The organism is Simplicispira hankyongi (assembly GCF_003570885.1).
GTDB classification, from domain to species: domain Bacteria; phylum Pseudomonadota; class Gammaproteobacteria; order Burkholderiales; family Burkholderiaceae_C; genus Simplicispira; species Simplicispira hankyongi.
Genome location: NZ_QXJC01000001.1, coordinates 1 through 21,448 on the forward strand (window position 1 = coordinate 1; position 21,448 = coordinate 21,448).

Annotated in this window: 20 protein-coding genes; 5 read left to right on the plus strand and 15 right to left on the minus strand. The window is 65.6% G+C overall.

The window, feature by feature from the left end:
* Positions 1–310: 310 nt before the first annotated feature.
* The 8 genes from D3F03_RS00005 to D3F03_RS00040 form a co-directional block, all read right to left on the minus strand.
* Positions 311–991: a GntR family transcriptional regulator gene (locus D3F03_RS00005; RefSeq protein ID WP_245960439.1), complete on the minus strand. Its 681-nt coding sequence runs from the start codon at positions 989–991 to the stop codon at positions 311–313.
* Complete coding sequence (locus D3F03_RS00010; protein ID WP_119107344.1) at positions 988–2,049, minus strand: Ldh family oxidoreductase; 1,062 nt, start codon at positions 2,047–2,049, stop codon at positions 988–990. Before D3F03_RS00010 ends, D3F03_RS00005 begins: the two co-directional genes overlap by 4 nt.
* Positions 2,046–3,356: an FAD-dependent oxidoreductase gene (locus D3F03_RS00015; protein WP_119107345.1), complete on the minus strand. Its 1,311-nt coding sequence runs from the start codon at positions 3,354–3,356 to the stop codon at positions 2,046–2,048. Before D3F03_RS00015 ends, D3F03_RS00010 begins: the two co-directional genes overlap by 4 nt.
* On the minus strand, positions 3,353–3,634 hold the full coding sequence (locus D3F03_RS00020; RefSeq protein WP_119107346.1) for a 2Fe-2S iron-sulfur cluster-binding protein: 282 nt from the start codon (positions 3,632–3,634) through the stop codon (positions 3,353–3,355). Before D3F03_RS00020 ends, D3F03_RS00015 begins: the two co-directional genes overlap by 4 nt.
* Positions 3,631–4,749: an NAD(P)/FAD-dependent oxidoreductase gene (locus D3F03_RS00025; RefSeq protein ID WP_119107347.1), complete on the minus strand. Its 1,119-nt coding sequence runs from the start codon at positions 4,747–4,749 to the stop codon at positions 3,631–3,633. The genes D3F03_RS00020 and D3F03_RS00025 overlap by 4 nt, the downstream gene beginning before the upstream one ends.
* A 7-nt stretch (positions 4,750–4,756) precedes the next feature.
* The gene (locus tag D3F03_RS00030) at positions 4,757–5,689 is read right to left on the minus strand and encodes a 4-hydroxyproline epimerase (protein ID WP_119107348.1); all 933 of its coding nucleotides are present in this window, start codon (positions 5,687–5,689) and stop codon (positions 4,757–4,759) included.
* A 107-nt stretch (positions 5,690–5,796) separates the two neighbouring features.
* The gene (locus tag D3F03_RS00035; RefSeq protein WP_119107349.1) at positions 5,797–6,924 is read right to left on the minus strand and encodes a branched-chain amino acid ABC transporter substrate-binding protein; all 1,128 of its coding nucleotides are present in this window, start codon (positions 6,922–6,924) and stop codon (positions 5,797–5,799) included.
* A 117-nt stretch (positions 6,925–7,041) separates the two neighbouring features.
* Positions 7,042–7,956, minus strand: coding sequence for a dihydrodipicolinate synthase family protein (locus D3F03_RS00040; RefSeq protein ID WP_119107350.1), 915 nt, complete (start codon positions 7,954–7,956; stop codon positions 7,042–7,044).
* Between the two features lie 258 nt (positions 7,957–8,214).
* Between D3F03_RS00040 and alaS the strand changes: the two genes are divergently transcribed.
* On the plus strand, positions 8,215–10,836 hold the full coding sequence (alaS, locus tag D3F03_RS00045; protein WP_119107351.1) for an alanine--tRNA ligase: 2,622 nt from the start codon (positions 8,215–8,217) through the stop codon (positions 10,834–10,836).
* Positions 10,837–10,989: 153 nt separating this feature from the next.
* Here alaS and D3F03_RS00050 read toward each other — a convergent pair whose 3' ends face one another.
* From D3F03_RS00050 to D3F03_RS00075, 6 genes are all read right to left on the minus strand, one after another.
* Positions 10,990–12,039 carry a GGDEF domain-containing protein gene (locus tag D3F03_RS00050; RefSeq protein WP_119108468.1) on the minus strand — a complete coding sequence of 350 codons (1,050 nt, stop codon included), beginning with the start codon at positions 12,037–12,039 and terminating at the stop codon, positions 10,990–10,992.
* A 24-nt stretch (positions 12,040–12,063) separates the two neighbouring features.
* Positions 12,064–12,786 carry a tRNA (guanosine(46)-N7)-methyltransferase TrmB gene (trmB, locus tag D3F03_RS00055; protein WP_245960440.1) on the minus strand — a complete coding sequence of 241 codons (723 nt, stop codon included), beginning with the start codon at positions 12,784–12,786 and terminating at the stop codon, positions 12,064–12,066.
* Positions 12,783–13,733 (minus strand): tRNA glutamyl-Q(34) synthetase GluQRS, encoded by a 951-nt coding sequence (gene gluQRS / locus D3F03_RS00060; RefSeq protein WP_119107352.1) that lies wholly within the window; start codon positions 13,731–13,733, stop codon positions 12,783–12,785. The genes trmB and gluQRS overlap by 4 nt, the downstream gene beginning before the upstream one ends.
* Positions 13,734–13,794: 61 nt before the next feature.
* Positions 13,795–14,898: an NAD(P)/FAD-dependent oxidoreductase gene (locus D3F03_RS00065; protein WP_245960441.1), complete on the minus strand. Its 1,104-nt coding sequence runs from the start codon at positions 14,896–14,898 to the stop codon at positions 13,795–13,797.
* A gap of 112 nt (positions 14,899–15,010) precedes the next feature.
* On the minus strand, positions 15,011–15,850 hold the full coding sequence (locus tag D3F03_RS00070) for a MinD/ParA family protein (RefSeq protein WP_119107354.1): 840 nt from the start codon (positions 15,848–15,850) through the stop codon (positions 15,011–15,013).
* A gap of 183 nt (positions 15,851–16,033) precedes the next feature.
* Positions 16,034–16,807: a GGDEF domain-containing protein gene (locus tag D3F03_RS00075; protein ID WP_119107355.1), complete on the minus strand. Its 774-nt coding sequence runs from the start codon at positions 16,805–16,807 to the stop codon at positions 16,034–16,036.
* A gap of 209 nt (positions 16,808–17,016) precedes the next feature.
* Here D3F03_RS00075 and D3F03_RS00080 point away from each other — a divergent pair, with 209 nt between their 5' ends.
* The 3 genes from D3F03_RS00080 (at position 17,017) to D3F03_RS00090 (ending at position 19,792) form a co-directional block, all read left to right on the plus strand.
* A complete protein-coding gene (locus tag D3F03_RS00080; RefSeq protein WP_119107356.1) occupies positions 17,017–17,532 on the plus strand; it encodes a BON domain-containing protein in 516 nt (171 codons plus the stop codon).
* Positions 17,533–17,568: 36 nt separating this feature from the next.
* Positions 17,569–18,816: a PLP-dependent transferase gene (locus tag D3F03_RS00085; protein ID WP_119107357.1), complete on the plus strand. Its 1,248-nt coding sequence runs from the start codon at positions 17,569–17,571 to the stop codon at positions 18,814–18,816.
* A 178-nt stretch (positions 18,817–18,994) separates the two neighbouring features.
* A complete protein-coding gene (locus D3F03_RS00090) occupies positions 18,995–19,792 on the plus strand; it encodes a DUF2189 domain-containing protein (RefSeq protein ID WP_119107358.1) in 798 nt (265 codons plus the stop codon).
* Positions 19,793–20,022: 230 nt separating this feature from the next.
* On the opposite strand, the gene D3F03_RS00095 is transcribed toward D3F03_RS00090, so the two are convergent.
* Positions 20,023–20,667: an arylesterase gene (locus tag D3F03_RS00095; RefSeq protein WP_119107359.1), complete on the minus strand. Its 645-nt coding sequence runs from the start codon at positions 20,665–20,667 to the stop codon at positions 20,023–20,025.
* Between the two features lie 27 nt (positions 20,668–20,694).
* Between D3F03_RS00095 and D3F03_RS00100 the strand changes: the two genes are divergently transcribed.
* Positions 20,695–21,387, plus strand: coding sequence for an ABC transporter ATP-binding protein (locus D3F03_RS00100; RefSeq protein ID WP_119107360.1), 693 nt, complete (start codon positions 20,695–20,697; stop codon positions 21,385–21,387).
* Positions 21,388–21,448 lie beyond the last annotated feature (61 nt).

The following is a 21,448-nucleotide window of genomic DNA, read 5'->3' on the forward strand; positions in this document are numbered from 1 at the left end:
ACGAGCTTGGCGCCGGTGGCGGGGTCATGGACGGCGAAGCGGCTGGCGCCGGCGATCCACTCTCCGTTGATGAGGGCGTCGGTCTTGAGGAGGCTGGGGTCTTTGAGGGTGGCGAGGGGCGAGGTCATGGGGGTTTCACTCCGGGGAAAAATGCAAACGGTAAAGACAAAGAGCGCAGGCGGGTGTCACGCAGGCGGTCTTTGCCAAGAGGGTAGAAGTTCTGAATGAATTTTGGTTCTAGCGCTTGACTGGAAAGCGCTGATAGCTATCAAAAATATAGCTTTCTGTGGCGTGAAAACGCGGTGTACGGTCATTGATCAATGATGCGCCGGGCAAAGTGTTCCAAGTAGTCCATCAACTGGTTGGCCCCGTCCATGGCGTGGGCTTCGTTCCCGGTGGCAATGCCTTGTGCCAGGTGCATGTGGGCACGCGCGCCTTCGGCCACATCGCCCTCGTGCTGGTAGGCGTACCAGAAGCGGCGGCATTGCACGATGAGCGGGGCCACGCACTTCACGGCGGAATGGTTCTGGCTGGCCTGGTGTACGACGATGTCGAGCTGGTGGTCGGCCAGCATGTAGTCGTCCAGGTCGCCGCGCTCGGCAGCCTGCACCATGGCCTCGCCGCAGCGCAGGATGGCAGCGCGCTGGGGTGCGGTGGCGCGGCGGGCTGCGCAGGAGGCGATCAGGCGTTCGAGCGCGCGGCGTGTCTGGATCACATCCAGATGGTCGGCCAAGTCGATGTTGGATACCTGTAGCCCTCGGCGTGGCAACTGCACGATCAGCCCGATAGACACCATGCGCAAGAGCGCCTCGCGCACTGGTGTGCGGCCCAGGCCGGTGTGTTCGGTGATGTCGGCTTCCACCACCGGGCTGCCGGGTTGAAGCGCGAGCGTGGAGATCATTGCTTCGATGGTGTCGTAGGCCACGTCGGCGGCACGCCGTTTGGGCAGCAGGGCGCTTGGGATCGATGTGGGCATGTCGGCGATGTTCATCGTGGTGTTCCCTGGTCGGATGGTAGGTCTGCCAAGGCCATGATGTCATGCCACAGCTCAACCGGGACTGCTATGCCCTGGCGTGCACTGGCCTCCCGGGCGGCAAAGCGCCGCTGCGAAGGCAGGCGCGCGCCCTGCGCGGTGATGGAATCCAGCAGCTGTTCCGCGCGCGCCGTTTGCGTCGCCTGATCCCCGTCGGCAAAGGCGGCGGGATCGAAGGCCAGCACCAGTTCCCCGTGGCACGGCGCCACGCCGGCGCCGTCGTCAAACGTGAGCGACTCGCGGCTGGTCCAGTCGCCAATCAGGGCGCCCGCCATCAGCTCCACCATGGTGGACAGCGCCGATCCCTTGTGCCCGCCAAAGGCGAGCATCGCCCCGCGCGCCACGGCGACAGGGTCGGTGCTGGGCTCGCCGTCGGCATCCACGCCGCAGCCTTCGGGCAGCGGCTGGCCAGCCCGGCGATGCAGTTCCAGGTCGCCGCGTGCGATGGCGCTGGTGGCAAAGTCGAATACGTAGGGATTGGGGCCGGGGCGGGGCCAACCGAAGGCGATGGGGTTGGTGCCAAAAAGCGGTTGGCTACCGCCCGCGGGCGCCACCCAGGCATGGCTGGGCGTGAGGGCCAGGGCCGCGAGGCCGTGCGCGGTAATGGCTTCGATCTCGGGCCACAGGGCCGAGAAGTGAAAGCAATGGCGAATGACGAGGGCGCCCAGGCCGTGGCGGCGCGTGGCCTCGACCAACGCCGGCAGGCCGCGCTCGAAGGCGAGCGGTGAAAAGCCGAACTGCGCATCCACCTGGACGATGGGGCTGCCGGTAGCGCGCACGGTGGGCTCTGCATCGAGCCGTACCTTGCCCGCGCGCACAGCATCGGCACAGGTGATCAGGCGGTACACCCCGTGCGACTGGCAGGCGTCGCGCTGGCCGGCCACGATGACCTTGGCGATGGCTTGGACATGGGCATCACTCAGGCCCATGCGGGCCAGGGCGCGCTGGACGATGCTTGTCAGTTCCGCTTCGGGAACCTGCACCATGGCGGGGAAATCGGCGGACGCAGAGGTCATATCCGAGGAACACTTTCGTGAGTGGGTTCGCTGCCGGCGTCGGCCAGCGTGGCGATGCGTGCGGGGGAAAGCAGGTGCCGCGCGGGCTGCGGCGCCCAGCCGTACAGCACCTGCGCGGCCGCGCCGCAAATGCGGCCTTGGCAGGCGCCCATGCCGCAGCGCGTGTGCAGCTTGGCGTCGATCCAACTGCTGCGTGCTTGCAGCGCGCCGTGTGCCACGTCTTCGCAGCGGCAGACGAACGTGTCGGGCCGGGGCAGGGCAGCGAGGGCCTCGGCGCGTAGCGGAAAGTGGCGGTGCAGGGCATCGGCAAACGCATTCCAGTGCGCGAGCGGGCGTTGCAGGGCTTGCGCAGCCTCGGAGTCGCCCGCAGCGGCGTGGCCCGCCATGGCGCCTTGCACCAGCGCACGTTCGCTGCCGCCAAAGCCCGTGCACTCGCCAGCGGCGTAGATGCCGGGCACGGTGGTCTGCATCAGTGCATCGACCTGCAGGCCGCTACGTTCTCCCAGGGCACAGCCCAGCATTTGCCCCAGATGCGTGTTGGGCACCAGGCCAAAGCCGCAGGCAATGCGCTCGCACGCCAACTGCTCCACGGTGTTGCCGCGCTGCAGGCGCACGGCTTCCACCTGGGTGCTTCCCAGTGCTTCCAGTACATGGGCGTTGGCGCGCAGGCCGGGGTGCAGCAGCGTGGGTGCCTGCCAGGCCTTGGCAGGCCAGCGAACCAGTTGCGCAGCGAAGACGCAGAGGGCAGCCCAGGACGTCATTTCGGCCACGCGCAGCACCTGCGCGCCGGCCTTGCGCGCCGTGCTCGCTGCCGCCAGCAGCAGCGGGCCGGTGCCTGCAACGACGATGCGCTGGCCGCGCACATTCAGCCCTGCCTTGATGAGCGCTTGCAGGCCGCCCGCGCCGGTGACGCCGGGCAGCGTCCAGCCGGGGAAGGGCAGCAGCAGTTCGCGCGCGCCGGTGCACAGGATCAGGCGGCTGGCGTGATGGGTCCAGCCGCGCGTGGCGCTCTCCAGAATCAAGGACGCTGCGTCGCCCGCGCTTGCGCGGTCGCCCAGGCCCACCACGCGGGTGCCGCTCAGGATCTCGATGTTGGTGTGGCGCGCCAAAGCCTGGCGGTGCTGGCGTGCCAGCGGCGGCAGTTGCACGTCCGGGCCATCGCGCCAGATCTGCCCGCCGGGTGCGGGGTTGTCGTCCACGACGGCGATGCGCATGCCGCTCGGCGCCGCCGCCAGCGCCGCCGCCATGCCGGCCGGGCCAGCGCCAACGATGAGCAGGTCGCAGCGTGTGGGTGTTGTCATGGTCATGCGGCACCTGCGGGTTGTGAGGAGCTGGTGGTGATGTGCATGCCGTCCTCGCAGACCGTCTGGCACGCCAGGCGCTCGCGGCCGTTGATGAGCACGCGGCATTCGTGGCACACGCCCATGCCACACAGCGGCGCACGCCATTGACCGCTGACGGACAGGCGCGTGCAGCCCGGTGGTTGCTGCGCGAGGGCGGCGGCCACGCTGCTGCCTGCGGGCACGCGCACAAGCACACGCGCCGCACCCACCTGCACTTCGACCATCGCTGCGGTGTTTTTCATGCGGCGCACTCCTGCACAAACCGGGTGGCTGCGTAGGGCGCCGGGTCTATGGGCGCCGCCATGCCCAGCATGCTCGATGCCATCAAACTGGCCGTGGCGGGGGCCGTGGTCACGCCCAGGCCTTCGTGTCCTACCGCCAGCCACAGGTGCTCGCGCTCTGGGTGCCGGCCGATGATGGGCAAGCCGTCCGGCGTGGCGGCGCGAAAACCCGTCCAGGTGCGGATCGCGTTGCGCTCGGCCAGCGACGGCACATACTCGATAGCGCGCCGCAGCATGCGTGCCAGCACGGCGTTGTCGACGGCCGGCTCCAGCGTGTCGAACTGGCGCGATGATCCCAGCAGCCACTGGCCCGTGGGGCGGGGCTGCAGGTTGAAGGCGACGGAGGTGCCCTCGGTCTGGTGGGCGTTCTTGACGTAACCCAGCTCGACGAGCTGGTGGCGCACGGTGGCGCTGCCCCGGTCGGTAATCGCCAGGTGCCCTTTCTTGGGGCGTATGGGCAGCTCGGGGCAAAACTGCGTGGCGTGGATGCCGGCTGCCAGCAGCACGGCACCGCCTTCCCTGATGCTGCCGCCCGCGCAGTGCACGCGACGGCCTTCAATGCGGCTGGCGCGCAGATTTTCGACCTGGATAGGGATCGAGGCATGGCCCAGCAGCCATTCGGCAGCGTTGGGCGCGTAGACCATGCTGTCGCCGCCCACGCGCAGCGCGCCGTGCAGGCCGGGGCGCAGCACGGGCTCCAGCGCGGCCAATTCGCGGGCACTGAGCAGTTCGCAGGCAATGCTATGGGCCTGCAGGCGTGCGCGCTTGTGTTCGGCCTCTTGCATTTCCTCTGCATCGGCCGCGACCCACAGGGTGCCGCATTGTGTGAAAGCAGTGCTTGGCGCCTCGGCCGCCATGCGCGGCGCCCAGGTGTGCCACTGGGCGAGCGAGGCCTGGCTGAGCGCCAGTTCGGCCGGGTTGTCGTCCATCACCACCAGGTGGCCCATGCCGGCGTTGGTGGCGCCGCCCAGGCGCGCGTCGAGCACCAGCACGCGCTGGCCCGCATTGGCCAGGGCATGGGCGCAGGCCGCGCCGACCATGCCGGCGCCGATGACGATCACGTCGTAAGTGGTCATGCGGGCTTTAGAGCTGAATGCCCCAGCCAAACGGGTCGTCCCGCTCGATCAGCAGCGTGGCCTCGGCGCTCATGAAGGCGCGGCCGCGCAGCGTGGGGATGAGCTGGTCGCCCTCCATGGCATAGCTGGCTTCGAACTGGCTGCCGATGATGCTGGCCTGGCGCCACACCTGGCCGGGCTGCAGCTTGCCGTCAGCGGCCAGGCAGGCAAGCTTGGCGCTGGTGCCGGTGCCACAGGGTGAGCGGTCGTAGGCGCCGCCGGGGCAGAGCACGAAGTTGCGGCTGTCGGCCTCTGCGTCGTCGGCGAACAGCTCGATGTGGTCAATCAGGCCACCGTCGCTGCCGCGCACACCTTGCACCTCCAGCGCCTTTTGTACGGCGAGGGCAAAGGTGGTAAGCGCGGCGAGGTTGTTGCTCTCCACGCGCTGCTGGTGCGCCGTGACCAGGAAGAACCAGTTGCCGCCCCAGGCCACGTCGCCGGTCACCGGGCCATAGCCCGGCACTTGCAATGTCATATGGTGGTGCAGGCGGCGGGCCGGCACGTTGCGCACGCTGACCGAGCCGTCGTCGTGCAGCGTGGTCTGCACCGTGCCCACGGGTGTCTCGATGCCGTGCACACCCGGCTGGATGCGGCCCAGATAAGCCAGCGACGCCACGAGGCCAATGGTGCCGTGCCCGCACATGCCCAAGTAGCCGCTGTTGTTGAAGAACACCACGCCGGCGGCATTGCGCGCATCCACGGGCGGGCACAGCAGGGCGCCCACGATCACGTCATTGCCACGAGGCTCCAACACGGTGGCGGTGCGCCACTGGTCGTGCTGCGCCGCCAGCAGAGCGCGGCGCTCGGCCATGCTGCCATTCCCCAGGTCGGGGAAGCCGTCCACCACCAGCCGCGTGGGTTCGCCGCCGGTATGGGAGTCGATGATCTTGATGCGTTGCATGGAAACAATCCAAAAAAATGGCCTGCAGATCGTGCAGGCCATGAAACCCCGTGGAGCACGGGGGTTGGAGACGACCGTTTACCTGCAGTATTTTTAACCTGCAGTATTCAATAGCTGGCGAGCGGCACGGGCACTGCGTTGCGGAAGGTGCTGACGGTGATGGGGGCCTGCTTCAGATTGCCCTTGGCATCGTACGCGTAGGTTCCCGCAACGCCCTTGTAGCTGTTGGCATACATGTATGCACCGACCTTTTGGGGATCAATCGAATCGGCCTTTTCCATGGCGTTGCCGATCAGCATGGTCTGGTCGTAGTACGAGGCGGCGTAGGCATCAGGATCGCGCTTGAAGTGCGCCTTGTACTTGGCCTTGAAGGCTGCGCCAGCGTCGATTTTGTCCAGCATGGTGCCGCCCTGGGCGCAGAACACGGTGTCGTTCACGGCATCGCCGCCGAGCTTGCCCACTTCGGGGCTGCACAGCGTGTCGCCGCCGAGCAGCTTGGCTTTCATGCCCAACTGCTTCATCTGGCGTGCCATGGGGGCTGCCTGCGGAGCGTAGCCACCGAAGAAGATGGCTTCGGGCTGCTTGGCCTTCAGGTTGGTCAGGATGGCGAGGAAGTCGGTCGACTTGTCGGTGGTGAATTCCTGGCCGACGATGTTGAGGCCCAGCTTCTTGGCTTCCTTGGAGAATTCGTCGGCAACGCCCTGGCCAAAGGCCGTGCGGTCGTCGATGACGGCGACGTTCTTCACCTTCATCACGTTGGCGGCGTAGGTGGCCATGTTCGAGCCGATCTGCGTGTCGCTGGCGATGATGCGGAACAGGTTCTTGTAGCCGTTGTCGGTCACCTTGGGGTTGGTGCCCACGGTGGACACCATGGTGCCGCCCTGGCTGTAGACACGCGATGCCGGAATGGCCACGCCGGAGCAGTAGGGGCCCATGACGAATTTCACGCCATCGTCGACGAACTTCTGTGCCACGCTGACGCCCGAGCGTGCGTCGCACTGGTCGTCTTCGGAGTCGAGTTTGAACTCAAGGGTCTTGCCGCCGACCTTGATCTTCTTGGCGTTGAGTTCTTCCACCGCCATGCGCACGCCGTTCTCGTTGTCCTTGCCAGCAAAGGCGTTGGCGCCAGAGAGCGGACCGCTGTGGCCGATGGTGACGACCTGGGTCTGCGCTTGGGCCGGACCGGCGAAGGCGAGGGCGACGAGGACCGCGGTACTGGAAATGGCAAATTTCATCGGAAATCCTTTCGTTGAGAATCTTTCAGGATACAGACAGTATTCGGTCAACATTCATTTTTAGAGCTTTCATTAGAAATGCTTTTACTGGTGAAGCGCTGATCACCCCGCCGAGCTTCAGGCGATGGACTGGTACTTGGCCGGGCGCGTCTCCAGCGCTCTTTTCACGATGCGTTCGATGGATGCACGCTCCTCGCCCACCAGGGGCATGCGGGGAAGGCGCATGTGCTCAGTGCCCGTGCCCGCCAGAAGGTCAATCAGCTTGAGGTTTTGCACCAGCTTGGCGGATACGTCCAGGTGCAACAGCGGTGTCATCCACTGGTAGAGCTTGAGGGCTTCGCCGTACTGGCCGGCCTTCATCAGGTCGTACAAGGCCACGGTTTCACGGGGGAAAGTGCAGCCCACGCCTGCCAGCAAGCCGTCACAGCCCAGCGCCAGACCTTCAAACGCCAGGTCGTCCACGCCCAGGAACAGCTGGAAGCGGTCGCCCAGCGCCAGACGCAGGTCGGTGATGCGGCGAATGTCGCCACAGCTTTCCTTGATGGCAACGACCCATTCGCAATCGGCCAGCTCGGCGAAGTGCTCGGGTTTGAGGTCGACGCGGTAAGCGATGGGGTTGTTGTAGACCATGACGGGCTTCTTCGCCGCCTCGGCGATGGCGCGGACGTTGGCGATGGCTTCGCGCGCATCGGCCACGTAGATGACCGAGGGCATGACCATGTAACCGTCTACACCCAGAGCATTGGCGCCCTGGACAAAACGCAGAGCTTCGCGGGTGGAGGTTTCCGACACATTGGCCAGCACGGGGATACGGCCCTTGGAAGTTTCTATGGCAATGCGCGTGACTTCGAGCTTTTCTTCCAGCGTCAGCGTGCTGAACTCGCCCAGCGAGCCGCAGGTGACGAGGCCATGGATGCCGTTGCGGATCTGGAAATCGATGTGGCGGGCCGTGCCTTGCGCATCAATGCTCTCGTCGGCGTGGAACTTGGTGGTGACGGCGGGGAAGATGCCTTGCCAGCGGGGATTGCTCATGAGGACTCCGGGACTGAAGAATTTGGGGGAGGAAAAACGGCGCTTGCGTGCGCAGGAGGAAATCACGTATGCATCTAATATATTAGAAAGATATCAAAATGCATACAAGGGTTCTCCCTGGATGGTGGCCGTGTGTGCCGTTGCCCACCGTGACAGACCGAAAAGTCGGCATCGCCTGGCATCGCTTTAAAATTACGGGTTGTCTCGCCTGCGCGCAGCGCGCGTCGCCCCCTTGATCCTTCCGCCGAGAACCACCCCATGACACGCCCCGCTTCCGTTGCCGACATTCGCAAGAGCTTTTTGGATTTTTTTGTGTCCAAGGGCCACACCATCGTGCCTTCCAGCTCGCTGGTGCCCGGCAACGACCCGACGCTGATGTTCACCAATTCGGGCATGGTGCAGTTCAAGGATGTGTTCCTGGGCACCGACAGCCGGCCCTACAAACGGGCGGTATCGGTCCAGGCCTGCCTGCGCGCTGGCGGCAAGCACAACGACCTGGAGAACGTGGGCTACACCGCGCGCCACCACACTTTCTTCGAGATGCTCGGCAACTGGAGCTTTGGCGACTACTTCAAGCGGGAATCGCTGAAATGGGCCTGGGAGCTGCTGACCGAGGTCTACAAGCTGCCGCCCGAGCGCCTGCTGGCCACGGTGTACCAGGAGGACGACGAGGCCTACGACATCTGGACCAAGGAGATCGGCCTGCCGCCCGAGCGCGTCATCCGCATTGGCGACAACAAGGGCGGGCGCTACAAGTCCGACAACTTCTGGATGATGGCCGACACCGGCCCCTGCGGCCCGTGCAGCGAAATCTTCTACGACCACGGCGACCACATCCCCGGTGGCCCTCCGGGCAGCCCGGACGAAGACGGCGACCGATTCATCGAAATCTGGAACAACGTGTTCATGCAGTTCGACATGGCCGAAGACGGCTCGGTCACGCCGCTGCCCGCGCCTTGTGTGGACACCGGCATGGGCCTGGAGCGCCTGGCCGCCATCTTGCAGCATGTGCACAGCAACTACGAAATCGACCTGTTCGACGCCCTCATCAAGGCTGCCGCGCGCGAGACGGGTTGCGGCGACCTCGCCAACCCCTCGCTCAAGGTGATAGCCGACCACATCCGCGCCACGGCCTTCCTGGTGGCCGACGGCGTCATTCCCGGCAGCGAAGGGCGCGGCTACGTGCAGCGGCGCATCGTCCGCCGCGCCATCCGCCACGGATACAAGCTGGGCAAGAAGACGCCGTTCTTCCACAAGCTGGTGGCCGACCTGGTAATTCTGATGGGCGATGCCTACCCCAAGCTGCGCGAGCAGGAGGCTCGCATCACCGAGGTGCTCAAGGCCGAGGAAGAGCGCTTCTTTGAAACGCTGGCCACGGGCATGGACATCCTGGATGCGGCCTTGCAAGGCGGGGTGCGGCAATTGCCGGGCGACGTGGCCTTCAAGCTGCACGACACCTATGGCTTTCCGCTCGACCTCTCGGCCGACGTGTGCCGCGAGCGCGGCCTCACGGTGGACGAGGCCGGCTTTCACGCCGCCATGGACCGCCAAAAAGCCCAGGCCCGCGCCGCCGGCAAGTTCAAGATGGACAAGGCGCTCGACTATGCCGGTGAGCTGAACCAGTTCACCGGCTATGAGCAGCTTTCGGAAACTGCAAAAATCGTAGCTATCTACGTAGATGGGACAAGCGCTGCAGCCCTGAAAACAGGTCAAAACGGCGTGGTGGTGCTCAGCAGCACGCCCTTCTATGCCGAGAGCGGCGGCCAGGTGGGCGACCAGGGCGTGCTCACCAGCGGCTCGGCCCGCTTTGCGGTGGACGATACGCAGAAGATCCGCGCCGACGTTTTTGGCCACCACGGCACGCTCGCCGAAGGCAGCCTGAACGTCGGCGACAGCGTCGATGCGCAGGTGAACGCGCAAGTGCGCGCCGCCACCATGCGCAACCACTCGGTCACCCACCTCATGCACAAGGCGCTGCGCGAAGTGCTGGGCGGCCATGTGCAGCAAAAGGGCAGCCTGGTCAACGCCGAGCGCACGCGCTTCGACTTTGCGCACAACGCGCCTGTGACGCCCGCGCAGATCCGCGACATCGAGCAGCGCGTGAACCAGGAAATTCTGGCCAACCAGGCGACGCAGGCGCGGGTGATGGACATTGAATCGGCGCAGAAGACCGGCGCCACCATGCTGTTTGGCGAAAAATACGGCGAAACGGTGCGTGTGCTCGACATCGGCAGCAGCCGCGAACTGTGCGGCGGCACCCACGTGCAGCGCACCGGCGACATCGGCCTGTTCAAGGTGGTGGGCGAGAGCGGTGTCGCCGCTGGCGTGCGCCGCATCGAGGCGGTGACGGGCAGCAACGCGCTGGCCTACCTGCAAAGCCTGGAAGACACCGTGAACCAGGCCGCCGGCGTGCTGAAGTCGCCCGTGGCCGAACTCACCGGCCGCATTGGCCAAGCGCTGGAGCATGCGCGCGCGCTGGAAAAGGAAGTCGCCGCGCTCAAGGGCAAGCTCGCTTCCAGCCAGGGCGACGAATTGCTCGGCCAGGCGGTGGAGGTCAAGGGCCTCAAGGTGCTGGCGGCCGTGCTGCCCGGCGCCGACGCCAAGACGCTGCGCGACACCATGGACAAGCTCAAGGACAAGCTGAAGACGGCCGCCATCGTGCTCGCAGCCGTCGAGGGCGGCAAGGTGCAGATCGCCGCTGGCGTGACGCCGGACGCGATGGGCCGCGTCAAAGCCGGCGAGCTGGTGAACTTTGTCGCCAGCCAAGTCGGCGGCAAAGGCGGCGGCAAGCCCGACATGGCCATGGCGGGCGGTACAGATGCGGCGGGCGTGCCTGCTGCGCTGGCATCGGTGGCGGGCTGGGTCGAGGCGCGCCTGTAAAACGGCGTGGCGCCGGCTTGGCCGCCGGCTTGGCCGCCGGCTTGGCCGCCGGCTTGGCCGCCGGCTGCGGGCGGTGTTGGAAGGCGCTATTTAAAATATAGCGCTTGACGCAGCATGGATAAGCGCTGAGGGCCAAAAACCCTAAAAATCAGCTTAGAAAAGCTCGACGTCTTCGTTGCTCACCTTGGCCGTCAGTTGGCCGCCGCTGATCAGGTCGTCGTAGTAGCACACGCGGTTGCGGCCATTTTCCTTGGCGTAGTACAGCGCCTGGTCGGCCTTGCCCAATATTTCCACGGGGGCACCGGTGTCGGTGGAAACGAAGCCCAGGCTCACCGTGATCCGGCCTACCTGGGGGAACGGGTACGACTCCACCGAGGTGCGAAAGCGATTGAAGACGCGGTGCGCTGTCTCCAGCGTGGTCGAGCGCAGCAGCACCACGAACTCTTCGCCACCGAAGCGGAAGATGCGGTCGTGGCTGCGAAAAGAGTTGCGCAGAATGTTGGCCACCAGGATCAGCACCTCGTCGCCGTACAAGTGGCCAAAGCGGTCGTTGACCAATTTGAAGTGATCGATGTCCACCACCGCCAGCCAATGCTGGGTGCCTGCCGTTGGACTCGCGCGGGGGTCCATGGTGCCATCGGGGCGCAGATGGGGCCGCGTCTCGGACGGCGCACTACCGGCTTGCCGGGCAAACTGCTCATCAAAAGTCTTGCGGTTGAGCAAGCCGGTCAGCGCGTCGCGCTCGCTGTAGTCGAGCAGGCTCTGGTAATTTTGGTAGACCTGAAGAATCCCGGTAATGACATGGAGCTTTTGTGCCGAGAACGGGCGCGACTGGGTAATTTCGAGGCAACCTGTAACCTTGTCTTGCATCCAGATCGGTAGCCACAGCCGGTGGCGCCCCTTGCCCAGGGTCGATTGCGCGCTGCCCTCATGCCGGGCAATGCACTCTTGCAGCTCGGGCAGTTCACTGAGTGGCACCCGGTGCGGGTCGTGTGCAGCGTCCATGGTGGCCGACAACCAGCGCCCGTTCTCCAGCCAGGTGCGCGGGCGCACGTGCAGTGCGTCATTGCAGGAAAACACCTCCAGCGCGCGCACGTCCAGAATTCCAGCCAACTCTTGCAGCGTGGACAGCACCGAAACTTCGAGCCGCAAGTGGTCGCGGTGCCCGGTCATTTCCACCAGGTTTTGCAGGATCGGGGACATGGTCAAGGCAAGAGCTCCTTTGCGTCAGGCGTGGCGCAAAAATACCAAATCCCACACCCCATGCCCCAATTTCAGGCCGCGGTTCTCGAACTTGGTGAGCGGCCGATAGGCCGGTTGCGGCGCGTAGCCTGGTGCGGTGTTGGTCAGCAGCGGCTCGGCAGAGAGCACTTGCAGCATTTGCTCGGCATAAGGCTGCCAGTCGGTGGCGCAGTGCAAATAGCCGCCAGGCGCCAGACGCGAGGCCAGCCGCGCCACCAAAGCGGTCTGGATGAGGCGGCGTTTGTGGTGCTTTTTCTTGTGCCAGGGGTCGGGAAAGAAAATGTGCACGCCGGCCAGGCTGCCGGGCGCGACCATGTGCTCCAGCACCTCGACGGCGTCGTGCTGGACGATGCGGATATTGGTCTGCCCCTGCTCGGCAATGCGCTTGAGCAGGGCCCCCACACCGGCCTCGTGCACTTCGCAGCAGAGGAAATTGTCTTGCGGCCGCACGCTGGCAATGTGGGCCGTGGCTTCGCCCATGCCAAAGCCGATCTCCAAGATGAGCGGGGCACTGCGCCCAAACACGGCGGCCGGCTCCAGCGTTGATTCCTGGTAGGGCACCAGCAGTTGCGGGCCCAGGCTCTCAAAGGCCCGCGCCTGCGCCGCTGTGGTGCGGCCAGCACGGCGCACAAAGCTCTTGATGGTTTTGGGATAGGCAACGCCAGGCGGAGCGCCGACGATTGCAGTATCTGGAACGTGTGGTGTCACGGGGTGGGATTGTAGAGAGCGCGCCAAGCCATCACCCAGTGTGCCAGTGCATCCGCGACGCGGGTTTGCGTTGGAACAGGGGGCAAGTCCAAGGTTTCCGCTGCGCGTTGCAGCGCATTCAGCGGTGCAGAGGTGTCCAGCGGTGGCGCGCCATGTTGCTTGGAGAGTTTCTCGCCGTCGGCACCGCGCACCAGCGGCGTGTGCAGATAGCGCGGGGTGGGGAGGCCGAGCGCCGCCTGCAGCAGCATCTGGCGCGGCGTGTTGTCGGCCAGGTCTTCGCCGCGCACCACATGGGTGATGCCCTGGGCGGCGTCGTCCACCACCACGGCCAGCTGGTAGGCCCACAGGCCGTCGGCGCGCTGGAGGACGAAGTCGCCCACCTCGGTGGGTACGTTCTGCGTTTGCATGCCCAGGCGGCGGTCGATCCAGGTCAGCAGGTTGTTTGCTATTGAAAAACTAGCTATTCGCGCTTTTCCACATTGCGTTAACTGCCATTTTGACCAATATTTTTCACAGGCAAAGCGCCAGGCGCGCGGTGCACGGCCCTGCAGGCCGATGCGGCATGTACCGGGGTAGGGCAGGGGGTGGTGGCGCGTCGGGATGCGACCCGCCGCCGCGTGCGCCGCAGCAATGTCGGCGCGCGAACAAGCGCAAGGGTAGGCCAGGCCCGAGCGCACCAGTGCGTCGAGCGCTTGTTGGTAGGCGGCGGTGTGCTGCGACTGCCACAGCGGCGCCTCGTCGGCCTGCAGGCCGAGGTCGGCGAGCTGGCGCAACAGGGTCTCACCCGCTTGTGGGCTACAGCGGGGGGTGTCCACGTCTTCGATGCGCACCAGCCAGCGGCCGCCAGCCGCGCGCGCATCAAGCCAGCTGGCCAGCGCCGCCACCAGGGAACCTGCGTGCAGCACGCCGGTGGGGGATGGGGCAAAGCGGCCCACGTAGGCGACCATGCTCAGAGATGGCAATGGTTTTCGTGATCGATGCGTGCGTGCAGACTTCGTCGGCGCTCTTTTACGCCACGGCAAGCGCCAGCTCCAGCCCGGAGATAAACGCGTCTTCCACGCGGTGGCCTAGGCACCAGTCGCCGCACATGCCCAGCGCTTCGGCGGCGTTCCAGACATGGCTGCAACCGAGCGGCTCCAGTGTTTGCGCCTGTTCCCAGCACACGGCGTGGGCGTAGTCGGGTTCGGCGTGGATGCCGGTGATTTCGGCAAACGCCTTGAGCAGCTTGCCTTTGACGCGCTGCTCATCGTCGTGCAGGTGCTCGCGCGACCATTCGGGGCTGGCCTGCACCGTCCAGCGTTCGACTTCGCTGCGGCGTGGCTTGGACGATTCGCGCGCCAGCCAGGCCACGCGGTGGTGGGTGCTGCGCGCGGCGCTCCATTGCGGCCCCAGCGTGGTGAGCCCCGGGCGCACGGCCTGGGGGTAGGCGAGCATCAAAGTCCAGCAAGGGGCGGTGCGCACGTCGGCCACCGCGGCGGCCAGGCCGGCATCGAGGTTGCTGGCGCGCAGCAAGGCGGCGGCGTGCTCGGCTGGCTGGGCCAGCAGCACGGCGTCAAAACCAGCGAACACCTGCGCTCCACCGTCGCTCGTGCTGGTGCGCACTTGCCAGCCGCGCGCCTGTACGCGGTCGTGCTCGATGCTGTTGACGCGTTGCTCGGTGTGCAGACGTCCGGCCTGCACCAGTGGCTGCGCCCAGGCGGTCACCAGGTCTTCCATACCGGGGCAGGCTACCCAGTGCGGCTCTGACACCGGCAGACTGGCTGCCGCCACGCGGCCTGCGGCGTCGAGCACCCGGATGGCGTTGGCGCCCCAGGGGCGGCATACCTGGGGTACGGTGGCCAACACCTCTTCGAACCGCGCATCACGCACGGTAAAGTATTGCGCGCCGGCATCAAAACTGCCAAACGGTGTTTGCAAGCTGGCCATGCGTCCGCCGGGACGGGCCGCTTTTTCAAACAGCGACACCTCGTGGCCAGCTTGCACCAGCGTGCGAGCGCAGACCACGCCTGCCATCCCGGCACCCACGATTGCAAAATGGCGCGGAGCTGTTGCCGGTGCTGTTGGGTGGGCGCTGCGTTTGGGGCGAGATGCGGAAGTAGATTGGGTGCGCATGCGGTTCCTTGGTGCGGTATGGGGTAAAGCCACTCTAACGCAGCGCAGAGGCGCTGAATGCAATGCTTGCGTAGAGCCTGTGCGTGGTGTAGGTTCGGCGCACAGAAGCGCACTATGGCGCGCGGTGCAGCAGCGCTTCTTCGACCTTGCCTGCCAGTTGCGAGATGGCCAGCGCCGCGGGGCAGCCCGGCATTTGCAGCAACAGCAACTGGCGCCGCATGACGGCCTCGCGCACACTGGGGTCCACCGGAATGTCGCTCAGGTGCATCAGCCGCATGGGCTTGCCCGATTCGGTGGTGACGAAGCGGTCCAGCACCTGCTGCAACTGGCTGGCAATGGCACGGCCATCGCCGGGGCGGGCCGCCTGGTTGACGATGAGGCGCACATGCTGGCGCTTTTGCTGCATCGCCAGCACCTTGATGGCAGCGTAGGCGTCGGTGAGGGAGGTCGGCTCAGGCGTGGCCACGATCAGCACTTCGGATGCCAGCGACACGGAAAACAGCACCACGTCGGAAATGCCGGCGCCGGTGTCGAGCAGGATCACGTCGTAGCGCGGCGCGAGCGTCTGGATGACGCTCAGAAACTGGTTGCGCACCTCGGGGGTGAGGCGCGAATACTCGACCATGCCGGAGCCCGCCAGCAGCACCGAGAAGCCGCCGGGGGCGGTGATGACGGCGTCGTCCAGGTTGGCTTTGCCGGTGAACACGTCGTGCAGCGTGATCTTGGGGTACAGGTTGAGCACCACGTCAAGGTTCGCCAGGCCCAGGTCGGCATCGAGTACCAGCACGCGCTGGCCGCGGCGGGTGAGCGCCGCCGCCAGATTGGCGGAGACAAAGGTCTTGCCAACGCCGCCCTTGCCGCTGGTGATCGCAATGATGCGCGCACCCGGCGTGCTGTTGGCGCCGGGCGCCGGGCCTGCGGCAGACGAAGGGGAGGATGGCGCTTCGCTCATCGTGAGCTTTCAGTGATCGATTGTGGCGTGCGCTTGCAGGAGCATGGCAATCTGCTGCAACCTGGCCCAGGGCCGCCGCGCACGGGCCGCCCTGCTGCACCGGCGGCGCCACCCTTCCCGCCGCGCGCAGCGATGCGGGAGAAGGTTGAAGTGGCGAGGCCGCTCAGGGGGGTGTCTGTCATTTCAGTAGGCGCTGTCGCTGGAGTTCATCGGGGGCAACTCGCCCCATCCCGAAGGAGTGTAGAGCGGCGCGAACAGCAGGTTTTTTTCTTCTGCGCTGACGGTACTGCTGGGTTGTTCTTCAATGCAGACGCGGTTGCGGCCTTCGGATTTGGCGCGGTAGAGCTGAGAATCTGCCCGATTCGTCCACAGGCCGGTGGTGGAGCGTATCCATTGCAGCGCAAAGGCGCCGCCAATGCTCAGCGTGACATGCAAAGTCGTGTTGGGGCCCAGTTTGATGGGTGTGGCCGCCACGACCCGGCGAATGCGTTCGGCGACGGCACGGCCAAATTCCGCCTGGCAGGCGGGCAGCACAATGGCAAATTCCTCGCCGCCGTAGCGCGCCAAGGTGTCCATCGGGCGGACGCAACTGGCCAATGTGCGCGCGACCACTTGCAATACCCGGTCGCCCGCCACATGGCCATAGGTGTCGTTGACGCGCTTGAAATGGTCGATGTCGAGCATCATCAGCAAGGCCGCTTCCCCGGAGCGGGCCACGCGGTCCACCTCGCGCTCGAGTGCGGCGTGGAAGTGGCGGCGGTTGGCCAGGCCGGAGAGAGGGTCGCGCAAGGAGAGCTCGCACAAGGAGTCGACCACCGTCTGAAGGTAAGCGGTCGGGCTCGCGGCAGCATGCGGCAGAGGCGCTGGCTGGTCAGTACCTTGCCCGATCAACGCCAAGGCCGTATCCAAACGCAATGCGCGCAGGTCAACGAGGGAGGGGGGCGCAGTATCGGACACGGAAGATAGGGAAGGGGCTGGTCCGAAGTGTAACGTGGGCGATCTGCTGCAAGGGCCGCTTCTTTGCGCCAGCCGGCGGTGCAGCGAAAGCGCGCCACTGGAAGGCCTTGCTGCGGCCTGGTCCTACAGCGCATTGGGCCGTCGCTGACGCGGCCGTGTCGCCAGCGTGCCTACAGTACGCAGCATCTGTAGGCATTGAGGACATCCCCATGACGAAAAATACTCCCTCTTCCAGCGCGCTGGCACGTCTTTCCGCCATCATTGCTGTCACCGCATTCTCTTTCGGGCTGGCGGCATGCGACAAGGCGCAAGAGTCCCCTACCGTGGGGCAGAAGCTCGACTCAGCCGTGCAAAAGGCCGATCAAGCCTCCGAGGACGCCAAGGCCAAGGCAGACCAGGCGCTCAAAGCCACCGAAAACAAGCTGGAGCAAGGCGCCAGCAAGGTTGAAAGTGCTGCCAACCAGGCCGGTGACGCGATGAAAGATGCCGCTCACTCGGCAGGCGCCTTGGCCGAGGACGCCTCTATTACGGCGAAAGTTTCCGCCGAACTGGCCAAGGATTCGGAACTGAGCGCCATCAAGATCGACGTGGACACCAAGGGCGGCGCGGTTCGCTTGAGCGGTCCGGCGCCCAGCCAGGCCGCCAAGGATCGGGCGAGCACCTTGGCCCAGAGTGTCGAAGGCGTCAAATCGGTTGACAACGAATTGGTGGTTGGCAAAAGCTGAGCGGCGCTGCCATGCAGTGCGCGCTAGGATGCGCGCATGAACCCTACCGCCTCCCCCGACACACCAGAATCGGCGCTCGACACCCGGCTCATTCACCACGCCTACCAGCCGCCCGGCGGCTTTGTGGCGCCGCAGCCGGCGGTGCACAAAGCCTCCACCGTCATTTTTCCGAACGTCGCCGCCATGCGCGCGCGCGAATGGAAGGACAAGAGCGGCTACACCTACGGGCTGCATGGCACGCCCACCACCTTTCTTCTCGAAGAGCGCTTGTGCGCCTTGGAGGGTGGTGCGCAGTGCCTGCTCGTTCCGAGCGGATTGGCGGCGATCAGCACGGTGTCGCTCGCGCTGCTGCGCACAGGGGACGAGGTCCTGTTGCCCGACAACGCCTACGGCCCCAATCGCGCGCTGACCGAGTCCTTGCTGGCCCAGTTTGGCGTGCGCCACGCGGTGTACGACCCCATGGATTTGGCCGACTTGGCGCAGCGCATCGGGCCGACCACACGGCTGGTCTGGCTGGAAGCGCCGGGCTCGGTCACGCTGGAGTTTCCTGATCTCGTGGGCCTGGTGCGCCTGTGCCGGGAGCGTGGCGTGCTGACGGCGCTCGACAACACCTGGGGTGCGGGCCTGGCGTTTTCGCCTTTCGATTTGCTGCGGGATGCCAGCGGCACTCTGGCGGTGGATGTCAGCGCGCACGCATTGACCAAATACCCCAGCGGCGGTGGCGACGTGCTCATGGGCAGCATCGTGACGCGCGAGCCGGCTGTGCATCTCAGGCTCAAATTGGCGCACATGCACCTGGGCCTGGGGGTGGGCGCCAACGACGTGGAAACCATTTTGCGAGCACTCCCCAGCATGGGCCTGCGTTACCGGGCGCACGACAAGGCGGCGCGCACGTTGGCGCGGTGGCTGGCAGAACAGCCGGCGATCGTGCAGGTGCTCCACCCCGCATTGGCAGGTTCGCCCGGCCATGCCCATTGGCAATCGCTGTGCGGTGCTGCCCATGCTGGCGAGGGCGCTGCGGCGGGTATTTTCAGTGTGGTGCTGGATGCGCGCTACAGCCAGGCGCAGGTGGATATGTTTTGCGATGCCTTGCGCTTGTTCAAGCTGGGGTACAGCTGGGGCGGCCCGATCAGCCTGGTGGTGCCCTACGACATCGCGAGCATGCGCAAGCGTGCGCCAGCGCACCTTGCTGCGGGAACGGTGGTGCGCTTTTCCGTGGGGCTGGAAGATGTGGCCGACTTGCGCGCCGACCTCGCGCAGGCGCTGCAGACGCTGGACCGCTAGCCAGACTGGCTCTTGCGGGGGGTGGTAGCAGGAGGGAGTGGGCAGAGGGGAGTGGCAAGGGGCAGTGTTTTCCACGATGCCTTGGCGCCGGTTTTGCAGGAGGATGCAAATTCCCTACTTAATTTGTGGTTTTGAATCCGCAGGCGCTTGGCCTCGTGGGTTTCGACCCCCCCGCCTGATGCCTCCTGCTCCTTTGCCTGCCGCGCCGTCCGAAGTCGCGGCGCCTGTTGTCGTCCTCCAGCCCTTGCATTTTTCCGATCCGTTGCGCTGGCTGCGTGCCGCTGGCCGCGACCTGTGGGCGGCGCCTGGCATTGCAGCGTTCTACGGCATCTGCTTCTGGCTCATGGCGCTGCTGCTGGGCTGGGTGTTTCGCACGCGGCCGGAGTACGCCATGTCGCTTGCCAGCGGCTGCCTGTTGGTGGGGCCGTTCATGGCGATGGGCCTGTACGACACCAGCCGCCGGCGCGAGGCGGGTCTTGCGGTCGGCCTGTCGCATTCGCTGACCTGCTGGGACCGGCATCTGGGCAGCATGGGCATGCTGGTGTTGGTGCTGATCGTGCTGGAACTGCTGTGGGGGCGCGCTTCGCTGGTGGTGTTTGCTGTATTTTTCAATACCGGCATGCCCTCGACCACGGGTGTCGTGCAGGCCGTTTTCAATCCACAGAACTGGACGTTTGTCGCTGTGTACACCGCGGTGGGTGGGGCATTCGCTGCTCTGGTGTTTGCTACCAGCGTGGTGTCTATCCCCATGGTTCTGGATCGGGACATTGACGCGCTCAACGCTGCCATCACCAGTATCCGTGTGGTCGTGGAAAACCCCGGCATCATGCTGTGGTGGGGCTTTTTGATCACCGCGCTGGTGGTGCTCTCCCTGATGGCTTGGGGCGCAGGCCTTGTTCTGGTGGGGCCGCTGCTCGGCCACGCCAGCTGGCACGCCTACCGCGCAGCCGTTGCGCGGCTGCCTACCCCGGCGTGAAAGTAAGGTCATGCAGGCCGCCTGTTACAGTGGCCGTTCATTTAAGAGGCACACACATTGGCAACACCCAACTACGGATACGAGAAGCGCCAGCGCGAGCTTGCAAAAAAGAAGAAAAAGGAAGACAAATTGCGTGCTAAGGCCACGGGAGCGCGGCAGGGTGGCGCAGATGCGCCGTACTCCCATGGAGATGCGCCAGCGCCAGCCGACAACCAGAACCCCACAGCTTCCTAACGCAGCAGTGGCTCCAGCGTTGGCCAGACGTTCTCCAGCATGCGGGGGTGCGCCTCTGCGCGCGGGTGGATGCGGTCGGCCTGGAACTGGCTGCTGGCATCGGGCCCGTCGGCAATGCCCTTGAGCAGGAACGGCACCAGCGCCGTCTGCTGCTCGCGCGAAACGTCCACGAACACGTCAGCGAACTTGCGCGCATAGCTTTGCCCATAGTTCGGCGGTACCTGCATGCCCAGCAACAGCACGCGGGCTCCGCTCGCCTTGGCGGCTTGCACCATGGCGCGCAGGTTGTCCGCGGTGCTCTGTAGCGGCAGGCCGCGCAAAGCGTCGTTCCCTCCGAGTTCAATCACTACGACTGTCGGTTGGTGCTGGCGCAGCAGTGCGGCCATGCGCGAGCGCCCGCCTGCCGTGGTGTCGCCGCTGATGCTGGCGTTCACCACTTTCCAGGGGGTTTTCCCCTTCGCCAGGCGCGCTTCCAGCAGTGCGACCCAGCCGCTGCCTCGGGCAATGCCGTATTCGGCGCTGAGCGAATCGCCCACCACCAGCACAGTGCGTGCCTGAACGCCGGCTGCGGCGTGTGCGGGCAGCCAAAGCCCCGCAGCGGCGCTTGCGAGCGCAGCCGAGATAAAGTCGCGTCGATGCATGCTGCAATTCAAAACCCGGGGCCTTTCATGTCTGAACCCTCCGCACTCTCCACACCCATTATTGCCGTGGAGAAGCTGTGCAAGTCGGTGACCGACTCCACCGGCACGCTGCAGATCCTGCGCGACATCGATTTCACCGTGGCACCGCGTGCCACCGTGGCCATCGTCGGGGCCTCGGGCTCGGGCAAGAGCACACTGCTGTCCCTCATCGCCGGGCTCGATACGCCCACCAGCGGAACGGTGCGCCTGGCCGGGCAGGATCTGTTTGCCCTGGACGAAGACGAGCGCGCCGCGCTGCGCGCCCGGCAGGTGGGCTTCGTGTTCCAGAGCTTCCAGCTCATGGCCAACCTCACAGCGCTGGAGAATGTCATGCTGCCGCTGGAACTGGCCAACCGGCCGGGTGCCCGCCGTGCGGCGCAGGAGATGCTGGCGCACGTGGGCCTGGCGCAGCGGTTGAACCACTATCCCAAGGTGCTCTCGGGCGGCGAACAGCAGCGGGTGGCGCTGGCGCGCGCCTTTGTCGTGCAGCCCTCGGTGCTGCTGGCCGATGAGCCCACCGGCAGCCTCGACTTCGCCACCGGCGAGACCATCATGGAACTGATGTTCCGCCTCAACCGCGAGCAGGGGACGACGCTGGTGCTGGTCACCCACGACCGCGGCATTGCCGAGCGCTGTGACACCAGCATCACCATTGAAGCCGGAGCAGTGGTAAAAACTTAAAGTCTTTTTGGCCTCTAGCGCTTATGGGGTAAGCGCTTGCAGCTATGAAAAATGTAGTTTA

Bases quoted from the DNA above. Each gene is read 5' to 3' on its own strand.
- D3F03_RS00005 (WP_245960439.1), bottom strand. From the start codon at position 991: ATGAACATCGCCGACATGCCCACATCGATCCCAAGCGCCCTGCTGCCC.
- D3F03_RS00010 (WP_119107344.1), bottom strand. From the start codon at position 2,049: ATGACCTCTGCGTCCGCCGATTTCCCCGCCATGGTGCAGGTTCCCGAA.
- D3F03_RS00015 (WP_119107345.1), bottom strand. From the start codon at position 3,356: ATGACCATGACAACACCCACACGCTGCGACCTGCTCATCGTTGGCGCT.
- D3F03_RS00020 (WP_119107346.1), bottom strand. From the start codon at position 3,634: ATGAAAAACACCGCAGCGATGGTCGAAGTGCAGGTGGGTGCGGCGCGT.
- D3F03_RS00025 (WP_119107347.1), bottom strand. From the start codon at position 4,749: ATGACCACTTACGACGTGATCGTCATCGGCGCCGGCATGGTCGGCGCG.
- D3F03_RS00030 (WP_119107348.1), bottom strand. From the start codon at position 5,689: ATGCAACGCATCAAGATCATCGACTCCCATACCGGCGGCGAACCCACG.
- D3F03_RS00035 (WP_119107349.1), bottom strand. From the start codon at position 6,924: ATGAAATTTGCCATTTCCAGTACCGCGGTCCTCGTCGCCCTCGCCTTC.
- D3F03_RS00040 (WP_119107350.1), bottom strand. From the start codon at position 7,956: ATGAGCAATCCCCGCTGGCAAGGCATCTTCCCCGCCGTCACCACCAAG.
- alaS (WP_119107351.1), top strand. From the start codon at position 8,215: ATGACACGCCCCGCTTCCGTTGCCGACATTCGCAAGAGCTTTTTGGAT.
- D3F03_RS00050 (WP_119108468.1), bottom strand. From the start codon at position 12,039: ATGTCCCCGATCCTGCAAAACCTGGTGGAAATGACCGGGCACCGCGAC.
- gluQRS (WP_119107352.1), bottom strand. From the start codon at position 13,733: ATGGTCGCCTACGTGGGCCGCTTTGCCCCATCCCCCACCGGCGTGCTG.
- D3F03_RS00065 (WP_245960441.1), bottom strand. From the start codon at position 14,898: ATGCGCACCCAATCTACTTCCGCATCTCGCCCCAAACGCAGCGCCCAC.
- D3F03_RS00070 (WP_119107354.1), bottom strand. From the start codon at position 15,850: ATGAGCGAAGCGCCATCCTCCCCTTCGTCTGCCGCAGGCCCGGCGCCC.
- D3F03_RS00080 (WP_119107356.1), top strand. From the start codon at position 17,017: ATGACGAAAAATACTCCCTCTTCCAGCGCGCTGGCACGTCTTTCCGCC.
- D3F03_RS00085 (WP_119107357.1), top strand. From the start codon at position 17,569: ATGAACCCTACCGCCTCCCCCGACACACCAGAATCGGCGCTCGACACC.
- D3F03_RS00090 (WP_119107358.1), top strand. From the start codon at position 18,995: ATGCCTCCTGCTCCTTTGCCTGCCGCGCCGTCCGAAGTCGCGGCGCCT.
- D3F03_RS00095 (WP_119107359.1), bottom strand. From the start codon at position 20,667: ATGCATCGACGCGACTTTATCTCGGCTGCGCTCGCAAGCGCCGCTGCG.
- D3F03_RS00100 (WP_119107360.1), top strand. From the start codon at position 20,695: ATGTCTGAACCCTCCGCACTCTCCACACCCATTATTGCCGTGGAGAAG.